The sequence below is a fragment of the Paraburkholderia sp. RL17-337-BIB-A genome (assembly GCF_046025895.1).
Taxonomy (GTDB): domain Bacteria; phylum Pseudomonadota; class Gammaproteobacteria; order Burkholderiales; family Burkholderiaceae; genus Paraburkholderia; species Paraburkholderia fungorum_C.
In genome coordinates this window covers 2,980,076-2,997,488 of sequence record NZ_JARESY010000002.1, presented here as the reverse complement: position 1 = coordinate 2,997,488, position 17,413 = coordinate 2,980,076, and the positions used below count along the sequence as shown (strand labels likewise).

The following is a 17,413-nucleotide window of genomic DNA, read 5'->3' as shown; positions in this document are numbered from 1 at the left end:
ATGCATGCAACATGCTGCATGACGCCGGGCGCCGCCGCGTGGATCGCTCTATTACGAAATCGTTAAGCATGGGAAACAGTCAACTTACCAGCATTACTCTTCAACAGAGCCGTGTCGTCGTGGCCGGCGGCACGTCAGGAATTGGCTTCGCCGTAGCCGAAGCGGCGGCGCGTGCCGGAGCCGAGGTCATCATCGCCTCGAGCAGGCCGGAGCGCGTCGCGGCCGCACTGGAGCAACTGCCTCAAGGTACGCGCGGCGAGCCACTTGATTTCACCGACGAGGCGCAAGTGAAAGCGTTCTTCGCGCGCGTCGGTGCGTTCGATCATTTCGTCTACACCGCCGGGGAATCGCTACTCCTGCAAAACCTTGCGGACCTCAGCATCGAAGCTGCCCAGCGTGCCTTCGAGGTGCGTTACTGGGGCGCGCTCAAGGCCGTCAAGTATGCGACGCCCTTCATTCGCACGGGCGGCTCCATCACCCTTACAAGCGGTGTGGCTTCGTCGCGTCCGCTGCCTGCGTGGACGATCCCGTCCAGCATCCTGGGCGCAATCGAGTCGCTGACCCGGACATTGGCCGTCGAACTCGCGCCGCTGCGTGTCAATGCCGTGGCGCCCGGCGTTTTGCGTACCGCCCTGTGGGACAACATGAGCGAAGCCGATCGCGAGGGTCTTTACGACTATATCGCTGAGAAGATGCCGGTGCGGCGGGTCGGGGAGGCGAGCGACGTCGCCCAAACATATCTTTATCTGATGCAGCAGGGCTTTAGCACGGGACAGGTCATCGTTGTCGATGGTGGGCACGTGCTGGTTTAACGGATAGCAACTCGCTTTCGCGAGTTGTCTTCGTTGAAAAATATGACCGGGTCCGCAGTCGGCGGTCCGGTCTTCAGAGAAAAATCGGTAAGCAGGCGCATGTCACATCGCCGACACGAAGGTCGGTTAAAAGCCTTCTTCGAGTAACCTGCGGCCAGATCTTCTGATCTCGCGTAAACTGTGCCAATGTCCCAAGAAATCGATTACCTCAACCCCGACCTTCCTGCTGGCCTCGGACGCGTTTTGATGCCCGTGGTCGACGCGACCCCTGCAACGCTGAATGGATTTGGCAGGCTTGTGACAGATCCGGGCGACTGCCCGATCGAGATCGTGCAGTGGCCGGCGGTGGGGACAAGACCCATCGACCCAGGTACCGGTGACGAAGCAGGCACAACCGCAGGGACATTCGTGAGCGAATGGCGCGGGGATATTCTCTACGGTCGAAACGAGGCCGTGGGTGGTAACTACATCCTTGCGTACGCCAGAGAACCCGAAGCAGCCCGCGACGACAGCGACAATGCCCCGCAACGCATGTTGCTTTGGCACGCGAACTACCATCCTGACGGCGGGCAACTGTTCTTTCCTCTCGACCATCGTCCGTTTTACGTTCCGCTGGCGTTGCCCGGAGATGACATTGCGCCAGAGAAGTTCGTGTGCTTTCGCTTCGATGGACAGCAGGGTCTGTACATCCATCCGAACGTCTGGCATGAAGGTGTGTTCACGCTTGAAGGGACGCAGCGATTCTTTGACCAGCAGGGCGCAGTTCATGCGCGTGTCTCTGTCGACTTTGCCCGCGAGTTTGGCTGTCTTCTCGAGGCGCCGATCGCCAGCGCCGCCTAACCGTCTGGTCGAGGCGACGCTCGAGGCGGCTGCCTCTTATCGGCCGTTTGACGCCGCTGTACTGTGTCGATTGAATGGAAGGAGACGCGATATGGAGAACCCACCGAAAAAGTGGCCGATGCTTGCCGCGTCGGTTTTATTACTCGCTGGCTGCGCGGCGGGCGGCAGCCCGCAAAGCGCGGCGCACTTGAGCGGGTCGCAATGCCGCGACCTGGCCGCGCTCAGGAACAACGCCCCTCTGACCCCGGAGCGAAACCGCAGCGAACTGGCGGCGCTAAGGAAAGCTGGCTACGACCCATCAAGGTGGTTCGACCCGAACTACCCGGATGATCTACAAGCGGCACAGCGCCAGGTCGACAGTTGGTTCCAGGCGGAATGCCAGCAAGCACCGCCCGCTTGACGTCAAATTCATAACGGGGCAGGGGTCCGGTGTTGAGATTGGGGCCGTCGTCCGGCGCAGGCTCGCACCTGTTGGCAAAGGTCCGAACCGACATACGTCAACCGTTTCCCTGGCGCGCGAAGTCCGGCCGGCAACGCACCAGGCGGCGGACCCGCCCAACGGTCAGGTGCGTTTAGCCAGATAGGCATCGACCAGCTCGACCAGTCGTTCCCGCCCGAAGCTCCCGTCGTGTCCAGCGTGGACCACTTGCACGGGCAATTCACGCAAGCGCTTCATCGTGCGCACATAAGTCGGAATATCAGCACCGCCTATCTCATCCAGCAGCGGGCCATCGTAGATCGCATCGCCCGAGAACAGTGTGCCGGATGCCGCTTCCCATAGGCCGATGCTGCCCGGTGAGTGGCCGGGTAGATGCAGCACTTCAAAATGCCGGTTGCCGAGATCGACGATATTCCCTTCCTTGACGATTTCCGTGACCGTTGCGGCACGCACGCGATAGTCGGACATCGAATAATCAGCGCTGGGAAGGGCCGTGATCAGGTCGCCGTCGAACGGATAACCTGCTTCGCGATACCGGCGAATTGCTTTGTCGCCCAATACCGATGCCAGAAGGGTGCCTGACTCACGCGGCGAGCGCAGGTTGTCTGCCTCCAACTCGTGAACCAGCGTGTGCTCGAACTCATGATGTCCGCCGATATGATCAGAGTGCGTATGCGTGGCAACGGCGGTGACGTCCTTCTGCAGCAGGTGCCTGGCTGCATCCAGCAGACTGACGATACCCATTCCTGTGTCGATCATCAGGTCCCGGTCGCGGCCGCGCACATGCCAGATATTGCAGCGCATCAGCGGCACGACGTGAGGTTCCCAAAGCAGGGTAATGTCGTCGCTGATGCGTTTGAGTTCGAACCATCGGTCGGCAATCGGTAAGCTGGTCATGTGGGGTCGCTCACGGTAAGAGTGGTTACTTTGACACACTCCGCATCGCACTGCCTCCGGTTGAAACGCATCCTTGGCGCATGCAGTAGACCACCTGCCCTAAACTCACGGCGTTCGGTGCCGTTAACAGGGGCTTAACAGGCGCTTGATACGCCTCGCGACCCGTCACAGGTAACGCCTCAATCCCTATGCTGGTTTGCACCGATTCAGACAAAGACGCCGTTCAGTCTGCAGCACCCGCGGGCGGCGATGTCGAACTGCCGTCGGCCGACACGGAATGCCAAGCGGTGACGAGACTCGCGCGGGCTCATTTCGGCGTCGCAACCGCCGTGGTCACGTTATCCAACGCTCATGGGCAGCGGCTTAAGGCGGTCGACGGCGTTTTGCCTGACGTCCTGCCTCCGGACCTATCGGGTCCGTCGTTGCAAGCAGGCACGGCGTTCGACGGGATGGTCGTCGTGCCGGATACCTGGATCGACGAGCGCTTTCGCGGCAAGGCGTGCGGCGGCGCGGCGCGGTGGCCGCGCTTTTACACCGCCTGCGCTTTGACAAGCTCCGACGGTCTCCATTTGGGCGCGCTGTGCCTGCTGGACGACATGCCCCGCGCCCTCGATGACGCACAACGGCAGTTCCTTCGTGAATTGGCCGGGCTGATCGCGCCCAGCCTCGAACGCGCGCATGCACTGTCGACGCTGCGCGACCGCGTGAAAGAACTGGAGGCCGGCGCGGAACTCATGACGCTGGCACTTGCCGGCAGCGGGACCGGCGTCTGGGACCGCAATGTCGTCACCGGCGAAATCGACTACTCGCCTGCCTGGAAGGCGATGCTTGGGTACGAGGCGCATGAGCTCAGCAACCGGATCGAGGACGCCTATCTGCGCTTGCATCCGGACGACCTCGCGGACGTCGCGGCGGCGATGCAGGCCCACTTTGAAGCCAGAACCGACACCTACGCGGTCGAGCACCGGATCCGTTGCAAGGACGGCGGCTACAAATGGATCTGCAGCCGGGGCAAGGTGGTCAACCGCGACAGCGAGGCTCGCGCGCTGCGCATGGTCGGTACGTCGACCGACATCACGGCGTTGCGGGAGATGGCCGCGCGGCTACAGCAGTCCATTGAGCTGATCACGAACCTGACGGATGAGGTTCCGGGCCTGGTCTTCCAATACCGGCTGATGCCCGATGGCCGCGCGTTCTTCCCCTACGCGAGCGACGGAATCCGCGATATTTACGAGCTGACGCCACAGCAGGCCACGACGAGCGCGGAGACAGTCGACGCGCTGATTGATGCGCGCGATCTGGCCGCGTACCGGCAGTCGATTGAGGAATCGGCGGCAAGCCTGTCGCCGTGGCACCTCGAATATCGAGTGCAGCTGCCGCGACAAGGCTTGCGCTGGCGACAGGGCGATGCGCGGCCGCAACTGCTGGCCGACGGCAGCACGCTGTGGCACGGCTTCATCACGGATGTGACTGAGCGCAAGCACATCGAGGCCGAGCTGCAGGAATCGGCAACGATCGATTTCCTGACCCAGTTGCCCAATCGCCGCCACTTCATGATGCAAAGCGAGGCGGCGTTATCGCGCGTCCGGCGCGTTGACAGTTGTGTCGCCTCCGTGCTGATGTTCGATCTGGACAACTTCAAGGCGCTCAACGACCGCTGGGGACACGAGGTCGGCGACTACGCGCTCAGTCACTTCGCCGCGCTTCTGCGTGCCGAAGTGCGGGCCAGCGACATCGTCGGCCGCCTTGGCGGCGAGGAGTTCGCGATGGTGCTGCCGGACACCGATATCGACGCGGCCATCGCGCTCGCGCGACGCGTCCAGCAACGTACGTCGCGAACCCCCTTGTTGTGCCGTGCTGAGCAGATCGTGCTGACCGTCAGCGTCGGCGTCGACGCGATGCGCGCGACCGATGTCGGCGCCTATCAGTCGCTGTCTCGTGGCGACAAGGCCATGTATCGCGCGAAGGAGCGCGGTCGCAACCGGATCGAGGTTTATGGCGACTAAGGTCAGCCCGAGGTCCAGCAGACATACGCCAAAGTTCACTTGCGCTAAATCCCGAAGATTGCAGGTCCAGTAATTGCTGCGACATCCAACGTCGCATCCAGCAGCGTCGCCGGTTCCGGGAAACGTCTGCCGTCGCGTGTCTGAGGTGTGTCATCTCGCGCCCAAACTCTCGTTAGCAGTTAGAAGGAGATTCCAAATGAAGGCCATGACGTGCAAAGAGCTCGGCGGAAAATGTGATCAGAAATTATCGGCCGAATCATGGGACGAAATGGTGAAAGCCATGACGAAACATGTCATGGACAAACATCCGGATGTCGCCAAGGAAATGGAAGAGATGCACAAACAAGATCCGCACAAATGGGGTAAAGAAATGAAACCCAAATGGGACGCAGCGCCTGAACTCTGAGCGTTCGCCGGTTTGCGCGGTGGGTTTTGCTGTACGCCACGTTTTCGCCGCTTTGCAACGCGTCGCGTAAAGGCAAATCCGTCGTCAGGACGCTAGCGCATTTCCGCACGAAGTTCCCGCACCCCACGGCCGAGCCTCCGACGCAGTAGGCTCCGCAATGTCGCCGAGTCGGCGTAGCCAACCTCGCTTGCGATTGTCTCGAGGTCGTAGCCAATCGAGACGAGATTCTGCGCCCGTTCGATTCGCAGGTCCTGGAAGAACGCCAATGGTGATTTGCCAAGCACTGCCTCGGTACGGCGCTGCAAGGTGCGTGGTCCGACGGACAACGCAGCCGCCGCTGCCTGAAGCGAAAAACCCAAAGAAAGATTGTCGCGAACCCATCGCTCGAATCGCGCGACCAATGGATCGGCGTGAGCGAGATGATCGGGAATGATGTACTCGGCCTGGGATGAACGCTTGTCAACGAGCATGAAGCGGGCAACGAGCGTCGCAAGTTCGGGACTTGCCTGACGCAACAACCATAGCGCAAGGTCGAGATGGCCCATCGCGGAGCCCGCTGTGACTACGCGATGCGACGCGACGACCATGCGTGAATCATCCAGATTGACAGCCGGATAGCGTTGGCGGAAGAAAGGCGCCAGTGACCAGGTGGTCGTCGCCTCGCGATTATCCAGAAGCCCGGCTTCGGCCAGCAGGAAAGTACCGATACAGGCGGCCGCGACGCCGACGCCGTCAGCATGCCAGGTACGCAGGTACGCCATCGCGTCGCGCACGTCTGGACGCGCCAGCGCCTCGATCAGGCGCTCCGGTTGCCTCGCATTCGGCGCAGGCACCACCACCCAATCTGGGCGGGGAACGGTGCTTGCGGCTTCGACTGGAGTCGACAATCCATGCGCGGTACGGATGCGTCTGCGTACGCCAACCAGCCTTACGTCGAAGGGCGGTGCGGCGAACCCTTGGGCAGCGGCCAACTCGTTGGCCGTCGCAAAGGTATCCAGCAGCACTGTGAGGCCGGTGTCGAACAGGCCGTCAAGCGCGAAGATGACCAGTCTCATGTCGTAAATGCCAATATTAATGTCATTTACGACTATAGCCCGCTCCTGGTTGGAGGTCTAGACTGCGCAGCAATGCAGCGAAGATATGCGCGGTCTGACAAAGGAGAGAGCATGAGCGATTCGATACAAGCCGACCTCGACCGCCCGATCTGGGCGGCCCTCACAACGAAGCAGGCGCACCTTGGGCAAGGGGACGCGCTGGCCCGTCGATACCATCCCGATGTAGCGCCTTTCGCTGCTCTGGCCTCCGAAACGCCCGCTGCATACAGGACCCTCCGTCAGCTTTTGCGGCCTCACGAGCAGGTCGTCTTGCAATCCGCGGAACCGCTTGGTCCGGTCGATGGGCTACAAGCGACGTACCTCGGCGTGATTCATCAAATGATCGCCCCGCACCGCGAAGCAGGAAGTACGGACGACCCGGAGGTAATCCGGCTGGGTAACGCGGAGGCGAACGAGATGCTCGATCTGGTCCAGAAGACCAAGCCTGGACCTTTCGGCAAGCGGACTTGCGAGATGGGCAATTACATTGGGATTCGCGACGGGGGGCGTCTCATTGCGATGGCCGGCGAACGGATGCGCGTCGACGGATACGTTGAGATTAGCGCCGTTTGCGTGGATGAAGAGCATCGAGGAAAGGGCCTTGCTGGCCGGCTCGTGAAAGTCTTGCGTAGAGAAATTGAGCAACGGGGAGAAACGCCGTTTCTGCACGTGTTCAGTGACAATATTTCCGCGATCCGGTTGTATGAACGCCTTGGTTTCCAATTGCGTTACACGTTTCATCTTAACCGTATTGGACATGCTGATCCGGGTTCGGCTACGGTTCTTTAACCCATTAGCGAAAGGTGGAATGCAAGCCGACCATCGGTTGTCTGGGCGGCCATAGTGGTTGAGTCAAACGAATCGTCGGCGGTCGGGACGGTTTGCACAGCTTCCCCATTCTGGAGGGTCTCGGTCTCGAACAGCTCGTCGAGCCGCGAATGGGCTCGGCGGCGGCTCGAAAATACGTCTCGGTCTCGGCGGCATTCCTGGATTACAGGCGCCGTCCGTCGATCTCAACCTCCGCTTCGCATTCGATGGGCACGTTTAGCGGGAGCGCGACGCCGACGGCTGACCGGGCGTGCATTCCAATCTCCGGCCCGAACAGTTCAAGGATCAAATCCGAGAAGCCATTTGCGATCCGTGGCATCTGATCGAAACCGGGTGCTACGTTAACCATTGCAAAGACGCGTACCCAGGCCGTAATGCGATCCAGGTCCCCGAGCGCCTTCGCAAGACTCGCCAACTGTGCAAGCGCCACAAGGCGTGCTGCTGCATAGCCTTCGTCCGGCGAAACTTCCGCGCCGACCTTGCCGAGCGGTTGCGCAATCGTCCCGTCGAGGTTGAGCGGCACGTGTCCGGAGACAAAAGCTCGTGTGCCGCTCACGCGCACCCATGCAAATGGCAATGACATGCTTACGTTTGCAGGCATCTGTAGCGTTTGCGGTAACGTCAATCCCATTTCCGCCAGCTTTGCTTCGATTCTTGCCATGGCCGCCTCCTCAGGATCGTGCGAAGAACGTTAGATGTTGGCGGTAGGCTGTTCAAGTCGTGACGCACCGACCGCGAAATCCAGGGGATCGATCCCGTCATTAAGTAGGCCCTGAGGAACAAGACGTCACTCACACGCGGTGCCGCGGTCGCTATTTCCACTTCGAGCCAAGCGCTTCGAGTCCAGCTTTCTTGATGTCATCTGCCACCATCACCACGCGAAACTCGCAGGCGGCATTGAACGTAAGAAACCATGGTTCCGCGAATTTTGGAACCTGCGACGGCTCTTCAATGTTCACGATGAGGATTGCTCCGCGTGTTCCGTTCTGCTCAGTAAAGTAGGCGGCCTCCGGTTTCGTGTCTGCGAGAATCCTTTCGATCAACTCTCCGATGGAGCCATCGCGCACAAAAGCGTTGAACGGCTCGTGAGGTATTCGTATGTTGAGAAGCATGCGCATAGCCTTCCTCCTTGATTGTGTCCGGATGGACTCTTCAAGAATAGGAGTTTGTCGCGTTATTGCCTGTGGATATTCAACAAACCGCGCCCCGTCATCCATTTGCTACACTTGATCGAGAAGCAGACCTTGTTTCGCGATCGATAGACGTGAACGGTATCCGGAGGCACGCCATGCGGGAAGAACAAATACGTGAAGCCCTCACTGCGCACTGGCGCGCGTCGGCAGCCGGCGATCTCGACGCGGAACACGATATTTACGATGACGATGTCATCTGTGATTATCCGCAATCAGGTGAGCGAATCGCCGGGCGAATTAATTTGCAGGCACTGCGAAGCCATCATCCAGATAAGCCATCAGGTTTCGATGTCAGGCGAATTCAAGGAGAAGGTAATCTCTGGGTCACGGAATATAGCATCGCCTATACGGGGCGAGCGGCTTACACGGTAAGCATTATGGAGTTCCGCAACGGCAAGGTCGTTCACGAGACCCAGTATTTTTCGGATCCCTTTGAAGCACCGGTCTGGCGCAGCCGATGGGTTCAGCCGATCGCGTGACATCGCGTCGCGGCAAGAGCTTTGGGCCCAGAACGATTCGCGAAAAGCCGCAGCCACCCCGGCAAGGCGGTGCCGATGGTCGCGACCGTGGACGTTTGATACGAGGAATTTACACTCGTCCAACATCACGAGCACAACGAAGCCGCTGTTCCTGGCTGCCTCGAGGTATCCATTCGTATAAGCGCACTATGTCCATGTAGAACTGAAGCAACCGTTCGTAGAATAGTTTTCTGAGAGTCGTCCGTCTATCTTGATTCCATGGACTTAGCGATTTCATTTGAATGTCAGCCATGTCAAACGCTCTGCATACTGGGTTGATATCAGTAGCAAAGCGTACGACGAATACACGTTCGTCCTCTGGTTGAATAAGAACGTATATCGCCGGACTGTTGAACCTGGCAGCATCTGTATCTATTGAGGACCACGATGAGGACGAACGCAACAGATTTGCTCGAGCCGCGCCGAGACGATACGACGCCCGCCGAACTGCGGAGGATGGGCACGAACATCATCGCCGTCGACGTCGCAGATCAACACGAGGGCTGCTGATATGAACGCGCGCGAAAAGTGGCACAACCGAACGCTGCAGGTCCGTGTGTTGGATCGCTGCGATGAATGCGACGAGTTGAAGGAGGACGTTCGGAAGCACGTGAGCCTTTGGCCAAATATTACCGCTGTCTGCTGTGCGGATTGCTTCGCCGAAATGACCGCGGACTGGAGCGGATTTGCAGTCTCCCAGCGGCCAGCGATGACTGCGATGGGATCGAACTGTTCATCTCCTGATCAGGAAGATTGAGTTCCGCATGGAGGCTCTGCAATAGGGGAGTACATCAATGCGACAGACCAAACGGTAACGATAGAGGACAAGTACCTGATGAAGTTCCTGCTGCGGCGCACGAGGATGATGATGAACATTAGATACCCCCGCTTTACCGCTATCGAGTTGTGGGTCCTCGCCATCTCGGTCATCATCGCAGCCGTAATACAGACATAAGTGACTGGCCAATGGTCCTGGTCGGTGCCTGACCGGCTAGTCAATCGGAAACCCGATTGCGGGGCCATTCAACCCGGAATATTTTCGCGGATCGTGGCAACTTCGCGATTTCGGCTACGTTCGACTGCCGCGGAAACGAGCCAAAGCGCCAGGCCGCTCATCCCATTTGCAAGCGCAAACATGCCCATCAGGACGGTCAATAACGTGCGCCGGGCGACCCGCGCCGCCACTACCGCAATGACCGGTGCGCCCACGACAACGCCCAGCGCGTATGCGCTGATCACATGACCAGCAGTCGGCGCGTCGATTCCAAGGTCTCGCGCGAACATTGGCAACAGGCTCATCGTCGCGAACTCGGTGGTTCCGATGGCAAAGGCGCCAAGGGCGAGCGCGAACAAGACCCCACCGCCCGTTAGCGTTTTGTTACCAGCGTTACTCATTGCTTGTCCTCAGGCTGCCTAAACAACCTCATCAATCATTCCAGATACGACGCGGGCTCATGCGGACCCAACCGCGCGCCGCTGTTTGCTGCTGGTTTTAAGCCTGCGCAAACACGCTTAACCGAAACCTGAAGCGCCCGCGCGCCGTTCATGTGGCCATGAAATAGCCACACGAACGGTGTCGCGCGAGGATCGTATCAGCGCTTAAGCGTAGGGCATCGCAAGCAGAATAAGCGCCGGCTGCTGCGTGCGGTTGTGCAGCGCGCGCCGCTCGTTCGGTTCGAGGCGGCACGAATCATGCCGCTCCAGTGCGACTTCCCCGGTGTCGGTCTGAACGTTGACGGTGCCTTCCAGGACGACGTAGTGCTTCTCGACCCCGGAGCCCGACAACGTCGTGTGGCCGCCTGGCTCGATCGTCGACACGCCGAGCCAGAGCGACTGCGACGGCCCCGCCTCATGTCCTTGCAGACGCACGCACTGCATACCGAAGTGGTTATCAGGGAAGTAGGCGGGCGCCTTACCGAAGCGCGTGACGTTCACGGCTTGAGCAGCACGCGATGTCGCGCGCCGTTAAACACGATACGGTATGCGTCTGCCGCCTTTGCAAGCGGGAAGACATGGTCTTCTACAATCGGAAATGGCTTCAATGCACCGCGCTCGAACGAACCGGCGAGACTATCGAGAATGGCCGCGCCTTCGACGCTGTCGAGCGCAAGCGTATCGACTCCGACGTAGGTTCGTTGGCCGCGGTAGAACTCCAGAATGTCGAACGGTACCGCGCGGTCGATCGTCGAGATAAAGATCTGGGTGCCCCGTAGCGCCATGGCGCGGTTTGCCTTATCGAAGTAAGGGCTGCCGACCGTGTTGAAGACGATGTCGGCACCATGGCCGCCGGTGAGCTCGCGTACGACGCTGTCCAGATTTTCGGCCGACTCGATCATTGTGACATTGCCGCTCGCGTGACCAACGTACGGTTGGGCATTGCGTTCGACCCCGAACACCTGGGCGCCCGCCAGCGTGGCCAACTGGATCGCAGCCTGGCCGACCTTGCCGTTCGCGCCGAGCACGAGCACCACCTTGCCGTTAGCGGCACCGCCCGCGCGGCGCAGGCCTTCGGCGGCGGTCACGAAGGGCACGCCGATCGCGCCGGCTTCGTCCATCGACAGGGCGGCAGGCTTCTCACGCACGCTCGCAAGCGGTACGACCACATAGTTTGCGTGAGCGCCATTGTTGCGAATGCCCAGCTCACCGCCACTGCCCCAGACTGTCCTGCCAATCAGCGCAGCCGGACCGTCCACCACGACGCCGGCATAGTCGCGGCCCGGTGTGCGGGGCCAGACGGCGTGAGGCATGAAGCCCAGTACAGCTTTGACATCGCTCGGATTGACGCCGGAGCTGCCGACCTCGACGAGGCACTCGCCGGCTTTGATGGCCGGCCGGGATTGTTCTACGAAATTCAACTCGAGAGCGTCGATGTTCGCGCTCTTTGCTTTAACGGTTACTGCTTGTGGCATGTTACTTTTCCCTGTAGATGATGTTTTCGGTTCCGCCGTTCTGGTAGGCGAGAGCAAGTGCCGTATAGCGCTCGGCGATCGCGCCAAGCGCGCTCACCCCGTTGCTGTCCATGACGCGAAGCAGCTTTGCGGGGTTCCCCGCCCACAGTTCGCCCGTGCCGATCACCTTGCCTGGTGTCAAAACCGCGCCGGCGGCCAGCATGCCGCCGCGGCGGATCACTGCGCCATCCAGCACGCGCGCGCCGAAGCCGACAAAGCCGGTGTCTTCAATCGTGCAGGAATGCAGAATGGCGCCGTGTCCCACGGACACGGCATCGCCGATGACGGTCGGACGGCCGTTGGTCGAGCAGTGCACGATCGATCCATCCTGGATGTTGGTGCCGGTGCCCACTGAAATGCGCTGGACGTCGCCGCGCAGCACGCAGTTGAACCAGATGGAGGAGTGTGCGCCGACCTCGACATCGCCAATGACGACGGCGCCCGCTGCCAGGAACGCGCTCGAGTGGACGCGCGGCCGCACGCGCAGATGGGCGAAGGACTTGAGCACGGTCACGGCAATTCCAGCAGATCACGTGCTTCGCGCGCCGACGCGATTTCCCCGCCCATCGACAGCACGATGTCCCGTGCCCGGGCCACGAGTTGCGCGTTGCTCTCGGCAAGCACGCCGCGGGAGATGTAGATGTTGTCTTCGAGGCCAACGCGCACATGGCCGCCTGCCAGCCACGATTGACCGACGATGGGAAACTCGTAGCGGCCAACTCCGAAGGCTGACCACACGGCGCCGGCCGGCAACAGGTTGCGCGCATAGAACAACGTCTCCGGGGTTGCCGAAAAGCCGTATTTCACGCCGGTCACGAAGGTCCACAAGCCGGGGCCGTCGAGCACGCCGTCCTTGATGAGATCCAGCGCCAGATGAATGTCGCCGGTGTCGAACACTTCGAGTTCCGGTTTGACACCCGCCTCACGAATGATGTGAGCCATGCGCGTGACATTGCGTGGCGTATTGATCACCACCTGTGCGCCGGAGTTCATCGTATTCAGGTCAAGGCTGCAGATATCGGGCTTTAACGCCGCGATATGTTCGACGCGCTTTTCCGGACGCATGAGCGTCGTACCGGCGCCGGCAATCTTCGGATCGTCCTCGCCCGGTACGAAGCGGCCACCGGGACCGGTGGTCAGGTTGATGATGAGTTGCTGGTCAGCGGCGCGGATCAGCTGAATGACTTCGCGGTACAGCTCAAGCTCCATCGAAGGGGCGCCGGTCGCCGGGTCCCGTACGTGGATATGGACAACCGAAGCACCGGCGGCGGCAGCTTCAAGCGCTGAATGTGCAATCTGTGCCGGCGTGATCGGAAGTCCCGGGTGTTGCTCCGGCTTCGTCAGGTTGCCCGTGATGGCGCAGGTAATGATGGTTTTGCGGGAATGCATCAGTAGGACTCTCTTGTATCGGGTTGTGACACGCAGACGCGCCGGGACAAAGCCGGTGCCGGCACGCGCGACCCGGACCGGTTTGCTGCCTGATTAGCCGAGGCGTCGTCCGCCGTCGACGACGATGGTGGTGCCGGTGCTGAACGTCAGCTGTGTCGCGCACGCCTCGATGGCCTGTGCGATGTCGTCCGCGCTGCCGATGCGGCGTAACGGTGTCGTGCTGGCGACCTTGTCGTTGAAGTCGGCGCTGCGGCCCGGCACGAATCCCGTGTCCACCACGCCCGGCGACACGTTCAGGATGCGCACCCGCGGCGCGAGCACGCGGGCGAGCGACATGGTCATCACGTCCAGACCCGCCTTCGCAGCGCAATAGGCGATGTTGCTGCCGATGCCGTTCGATCCCGAGATTGACGACACATTCACGATCAGGCCTGCGCCGGATTTGTCCAGCAGCGCGCGGAACACGCGCACCGCCGCAAACTGGGCGCGCCAGTTCACGCGCATGATGTCGTCGATGAGTTCATCGGTCAGTGCGTCGAGGTCAGCGTGCGGGACCGGCCTGGTGAATCCCGCTGCATTGACGAGCACGTCGACATGGCCATAGCGGCCGGCCACGTCTTCAGCGAGCTGCTTCAGCGTGTCGCTTTTCTCGATAAACACCTTGGCTGCGAAGTGACCGGTGCCGGGCAATCGCGCGACGACCGCCTGCGCGCGCTCGACTGACTGGCCGGCGACGACGACGCGTGCGCCCGCGGCGGCAAAGCGCCGGCTCGTCGCAGTACCAATGCCACCGGTACCGCCGATAACAACTACGCTTTTTCCTTCAAGTGAGTCGGACATCTTGAGCCTCTTTATAGCGGTGTTTACTTGATCGGTGGGACCGGATAGGTCGGCGTGCCTTCGGCTAGCACGAACTCATAGTCGAGCGTGTAGAAGGACCCGTCGACAGGCTCCGGTGCGCCGGTGTCGCGCAGTTCATAGCGACCGACCAGATCACGGGTCACGCCAAACGCGACGTCGGAGTTCAGGTGATCGGAATCGTCGGCGAAGACCTGCGTGACGAGCGTGTCGTAGCCCTCGGCGATCACGACGAAGTGAATGTGTGCCGGGCGGTAGGGATGCCGTTGCTGCGCGGCGAGCAGGGGGCCGACCGGGCCATGCGTCGGCACAGGGTAGCCAGCCGGGCGCACGCTACGGAAATAGAATTCGCCGTGCTCATCAGTCTGAAACTGGCCGCGCAGATTCATCTCCGGCTGCTCCGGATCCTGGTTTTCGTAGAGACCGACCGGCGAAGCCTGCCAGACGTCTACCTGTGCGCCTGCGACCGGTTCGCGTCGTGCGTTCAACACTTTTGCCCGGACGAATAGCGGCTTGCCCGGCGAACCCCCAGCAGCGATGTTCGCGCCGTTTTCATAGCGTGGCGCGCCACCCCGGAAAAACGGTCCAAGCAGTGCTCCGGAGGTACGTTCCTGCGGGGCGGAGTTATTCAGCAAGGTGACCAGCGTCGAGATTCCGAGGACGTCGGCGAGCAGTACCACCTCGTTATGCAAGTCATTGCATGCCAGGCCGACTTCTTTCAGGAACGCGTGTCCTTGTTCGAACTCCTGGTCGGTAAGACGAACCTCCCGGAGAAACGCGTGGCTGTGCCTGACCAACGCAAGCAGGATCTGTTTCAGGCGCGGATTGGTCGTGTTGCCCATCGCCGCTGTCACGATGTCGGTAACGGAATCAGCGTTTTCGATGATGCCCTGTGAAGCTATTTCATTCATGTTCACTTCTCGTCCGTTCATGCAATCGATTGCATGCTATGACGCATATTTGCGACTGTCAAGCGTCGACCTGCGCCCTCGGTGTCAGCGAGTTCTCAAGCAGGCGGACTCCGATGGTGGTTTTTGGTCAGAACTATCCCGTAAACTTGAAGAGTAAAAAGTGTCTTGCGCCTTATGACAAGAATTCGGATATGGGTAAACACTTGGTTTTGGGATTTGGCGGCAAGCGTACATTTGCGCAATCGATTGCGTCAATGAATAGCGTTTGAAGGGGTAAATTCATGGTGCCGCGCGCCGGTCGTTCGTTGAAGCGGTACCGTCATCTGCAGACGGGAAGAGAGTACTAATGGCTTACACACTGATCAAGAACGCACATGTCGTGACCATGGACGAGACGCGGGGTGACTTTCGCGGCAAGGAGACACACTTCGAATACGCGTAACCTGACCGCTACCAATGCAGCCGGGACCTCGGTGCCAGACCGTGCGAACGGGCGCGCTTTACACGCGCGTCGGCGAGGGCGCCGCGGTCGACTCGCGGATCATCAGTTCGGGCCGCAAAACGACGTTGACGTTCCCCTTGCCGCTTCCCTGCAAGGTGTCGATGATCAATGCGGCAGCCCTCGCGCCCATCTCGTACAAGGGCAGATGAATGGTGGTCATGGCGGGCGCGACCGAATCCATCAGGGGCATGTCGTTGTGACCAATCACCGAAACATCGTCCGGACAGCGCAACCCCGCCGCGTGCAGCGCGTCGTAGCAGCCGAGCGCGATCAGATCGTTGCCCGCGACGATCGCCGTGATTTTCTTGCGCTTTTCCAGCAGCGCGCTGCAAGCGGCCTTGCCTGCCGGACGTGAATAAGCGTCGCTTTGCACGACAGGGCACGCACTCAGTTTCAGGCTGTTTTCCTTGAGCGCGTCGAGAAACCCCTGCTTGCGCTGGAAACCGGTAGACAGCTCGATGGGGCCGCCAACGTGGGCGATGTGGCTGTGCCCAAGCTGGGTCAGATGAGCGACGGCCAGCCGCATTGCCAGGTGGCTGTCGCCGACCACGCAGGACACGCGGCCGCTATCGTCGCTGCGGTTGACGACGACGACCGGAAGTCCTTCCTCCAGGCAATGCATGAGCACTGGGTCGTTTCGCTCGGCGGTGGCGAGAATCAGTCCGTCGACGCGCCGGCCCACCATCTGATCGACGACGAAGCGCTTGCGCTCCATCGTGCCCGCCGCATTCGCGATCAACGGCAGCATGCCTCGCTTGGCGAGCTCGTCCTCGATACCGCGGCAGATGGGCGGAAAGATCGGGTTGGTGATGTCCGGCAGGATGACCCCGATGGTGCCCGAGCGGCTGGTTCGCAAGGTGGCCGCAATCCGGTTAGGCGAGTAGTTGAGCTTCTGGGCGGCCTTGAGCACACGGTCTGTGACTTCGGCGCCGATCAGGTGGCGCGTGGCCGGGTTCATCACGCGGGACACGGTGGACGCATGAACACCGGCTAATTCCGCAAGCTCGCTTATTGTCGAGCGTCTCTTGATCGTCATGGACGGGCACGTCTGTGCGAAAAGGGCAACGCCCTATTTTAGCCCGTTGCAATTCGCCAGCGATCGAATGTTGCGACGCGTGGGCTACATCAACACACGGGCGTCACCCCGAACAACAGACCGCATCCCCATGCCCGCGCCGTCAGTCAATCCGGAATCTCGGGCTCAACCAGTTTAGCCAGCTGAGCAAGCGACTCCTGCCAGCCGAGGTAGCACATCTCCACAGGAATGACCTCGGGCACGCCCGCCTGCGTGATGGTGACCTCGGTCCCGCAGACCACCTGCCGCAATGAAACGGTGACGTGCATCTCGCCAGGCAGGTTCGTATCGTCGAATCGGTCCGTGTAGCGGATTTTCTCGAACGGCACCAGTTCGACATACTCGCCGCCGAACGAGTGGCCGTTGCCGGTGGTGAAATTGCGGAAGGACATCTTGTGAGTGCCGCCCACGCGGGCCTCCAGGTGATGGACCTGACAGGTGAAGCCATAGGGCGGCAGCCACTTCGCTATCGCGTCGGGTTCGAGGAAGGCCCGATAGATGCGTTCGGGCGTAGCGCGCAAGACGCGATGGAGATTGACGGTTCCGGTAGTCATGGTGTGTTCGCCTTTCACTTGGAGAAGTTGGACATACTCCTACGACGATTCGATGATCCGGATATCGACATAGGTTGAGACCAGGAAAAACCCTGGGCAGGCGATGGTCCATCGATCGGTTCAGAGTGTGGACCGGAACCGGC

At 60.6% G+C, this 17,413-nt stretch carries 19 protein-coding genes and 1 pseudogene; 7 read left to right on the top strand and 13 right to left on the bottom strand.

Annotation, left to right across the window (positions count from 1 at the left end; genetic code table 11):
• The first annotated feature begins 11 nt into the window (after window positions 1-11).
• The 3 genes from P0D84_RS34085 to P0D84_RS34075 all read left to right on the top strand — a co-directional run bounded on the left by P0D84_RS34085 (window position 12) and on the right by P0D84_RS34075 (window position 2,052).
• A complete protein-coding gene (locus P0D84_RS34085; RefSeq protein ID WP_408344100.1) occupies window positions 12-812 on the top strand; it encodes an SDR family oxidoreductase in 801 nt (266 codons plus the stop codon).
• A gap of 186 nt (window positions 813-998) precedes the next feature.
• Window positions 999-1,652: an ureidoglycolate lyase gene (locus tag P0D84_RS34080; RefSeq protein WP_408344097.1), complete on the top strand. Its 654-nt coding sequence runs from the start codon at window positions 999-1,001 to the stop codon at window positions 1,650-1,652.
• A gap of 91 nt (window positions 1,653-1,743) precedes the next feature.
• Complete coding sequence (locus P0D84_RS34075; RefSeq protein ID WP_408344094.1) at window positions 1,744-2,052, top strand: DUF4148 domain-containing protein; 309 nt, start codon at window positions 1,744-1,746, stop codon at window positions 2,050-2,052.
• A 162-nt stretch (window positions 2,053-2,214) separates the two neighbouring features.
• Here the strand turns inward: P0D84_RS34075 and P0D84_RS34070 are convergent, their stop codons facing one another.
• On the bottom strand, window positions 2,215-2,988 hold the full coding sequence (locus P0D84_RS34070; RefSeq protein WP_408344091.1) for an MBL fold metallo-hydrolase: 774 nt from the start codon (window positions 2,986-2,988) through the stop codon (window positions 2,215-2,217).
• 188 nt (window positions 2,989-3,176) lie between these two features.
• Between P0D84_RS34070 and P0D84_RS34065 the strand changes: the two genes are divergently transcribed.
• Both P0D84_RS34065 and P0D84_RS34060 read left to right on the top strand, forming a co-directional pair.
• Window positions 3,177-4,994 carry a sensor domain-containing diguanylate cyclase gene (locus tag P0D84_RS34065; RefSeq protein WP_408344088.1) on the top strand — a complete coding sequence of 606 codons (1,818 nt, stop codon included), beginning with the start codon at window positions 3,177-3,179 and terminating at the stop codon, window positions 4,992-4,994.
• Between the two features lie 196 nt (window positions 4,995-5,190).
• Window positions 5,191-5,400, top strand: a complete 210-nt coding sequence (locus P0D84_RS34060; RefSeq protein WP_408344085.1) for a DUF1059 domain-containing protein — start codon at window positions 5,191-5,193, stop codon at window positions 5,398-5,400.
• 92 nt (window positions 5,401-5,492) lie between these two features.
• Here P0D84_RS34060 and P0D84_RS34055 read toward each other — a convergent pair whose 3' ends face one another.
• Entirely contained in the window at window positions 5,493-6,455 is a 963-nt protein-coding gene (locus P0D84_RS34055) for a GlxA family transcriptional regulator (RefSeq protein WP_408344082.1), read from the bottom strand.
• A gap of 111 nt (window positions 6,456-6,566) precedes the next feature.
• On the opposite strand from P0D84_RS34055, the gene P0D84_RS34050 reads away from it, so the two are divergent.
• A complete protein-coding gene (locus P0D84_RS34050) occupies window positions 6,567-7,283 on the top strand; it encodes a GNAT family N-acetyltransferase (protein ID WP_408344079.1) in 717 nt (238 codons plus the stop codon).
• A 202-nt stretch (window positions 7,284-7,485) separates the two neighbouring features.
• On the opposite strand, the gene P0D84_RS34045 is transcribed toward P0D84_RS34050, so the two are convergent.
• Both P0D84_RS34045 and P0D84_RS34040 read right to left on the bottom strand, forming a co-directional pair.
• The gene (locus tag P0D84_RS34045; protein ID WP_408344076.1) at window positions 7,486-7,983 is read right to left on the bottom strand and encodes a RidA family protein; all 498 of its coding nucleotides are present in this window, start codon (window positions 7,981-7,983) and stop codon (window positions 7,486-7,488) included.
• A 151-nt stretch (window positions 7,984-8,134) separates the two neighbouring features.
• On the bottom strand, window positions 8,135-8,440 hold the full coding sequence (locus P0D84_RS34040) for a panthothenate synthetase (RefSeq protein ID WP_408344073.1): 306 nt from the start codon (window positions 8,438-8,440) through the stop codon (window positions 8,135-8,137).
• A 170-nt stretch (window positions 8,441-8,610) separates the two neighbouring features.
• Between P0D84_RS34040 and P0D84_RS34035 the strand changes: the two genes are divergently transcribed.
• On the top strand, window positions 8,611-8,994 hold the full coding sequence (locus P0D84_RS34035; protein ID WP_408344070.1) for a nuclear transport factor 2 family protein: 384 nt from the start codon (window positions 8,611-8,613) through the stop codon (window positions 8,992-8,994).
• 1,140 nt (window positions 8,995-10,134) lie between these two features.
• On the opposite strand, the pseudogene P0D84_RS34030 reads toward P0D84_RS34035, so the two are convergent.
• The 9 genes and pseudogenes from P0D84_RS34030 to P0D84_RS33990 form a co-directional block, all read right to left on the bottom strand.
• Window positions 10,135-10,428: pseudogene (locus tag P0D84_RS34030) on the bottom strand (MFS transporter); the annotation flags it as partial.
• 204 nt (window positions 10,429-10,632) lie between these two features.
• Entirely contained in the window at window positions 10,633-10,968 is a 336-nt protein-coding gene (locus P0D84_RS34025) for a cupin domain-containing protein (protein ID WP_408344067.1), read from the bottom strand.
• On the bottom strand, window positions 10,965-11,942 hold the full coding sequence (locus tag P0D84_RS34020) for a quinone oxidoreductase family protein (RefSeq protein ID WP_408344064.1): 978 nt from the start codon (window positions 11,940-11,942) through the stop codon (window positions 10,965-10,967). Before P0D84_RS34020 ends, P0D84_RS34025 begins: the two co-directional genes overlap by 4 nt.
• 1 nt (window position 11,943) lies before the next feature.
• Window positions 11,944-12,495, bottom strand: coding sequence for a gamma carbonic anhydrase family protein (locus tag P0D84_RS34015; protein ID WP_408344061.1), 552 nt, complete (start codon window positions 12,493-12,495; stop codon window positions 11,944-11,946).
• On the bottom strand, window positions 12,492-13,370 hold the full coding sequence (locus P0D84_RS34010) for a beta-keto acid cleavage family enzyme (RefSeq protein ID WP_408344058.1): 879 nt from the start codon (window positions 13,368-13,370) through the stop codon (window positions 12,492-12,494). The genes P0D84_RS34015 and P0D84_RS34010 overlap by 4 nt, the downstream gene beginning before the upstream one ends.
• Window positions 13,371-13,463: 93 nt before the next feature.
• Window positions 13,464-14,210 (bottom strand): SDR family NAD(P)-dependent oxidoreductase, encoded by a 747-nt coding sequence (locus tag P0D84_RS34005; protein WP_408344055.1) that lies wholly within the window; start codon window positions 14,208-14,210, stop codon window positions 13,464-13,466.
• A 23-nt stretch (window positions 14,211-14,233) separates the two neighbouring features.
• The gene (locus P0D84_RS34000; protein WP_408344052.1) at window positions 14,234-15,139 is read right to left on the bottom strand and encodes a dioxygenase family protein; all 906 of its coding nucleotides are present in this window, start codon (window positions 15,137-15,139) and stop codon (window positions 14,234-14,236) included.
• A gap of 500 nt (window positions 15,140-15,639) precedes the next feature.
• Window positions 15,640-16,677 carry a LacI family DNA-binding transcriptional regulator gene (locus tag P0D84_RS33995; protein WP_408344049.1) on the bottom strand — a complete coding sequence of 346 codons (1,038 nt, stop codon included), beginning with the start codon at window positions 16,675-16,677 and terminating at the stop codon, window positions 15,640-15,642.
• A gap of 146 nt (window positions 16,678-16,823) precedes the next feature.
• On the bottom strand, window positions 16,824-17,270 hold the full coding sequence (locus P0D84_RS33990) for an SRPBCC family protein (protein WP_408344046.1): 447 nt from the start codon (window positions 17,268-17,270) through the stop codon (window positions 16,824-16,826).
• Between the last annotated feature and the right edge of the window lie 143 nt (window positions 17,271-17,413).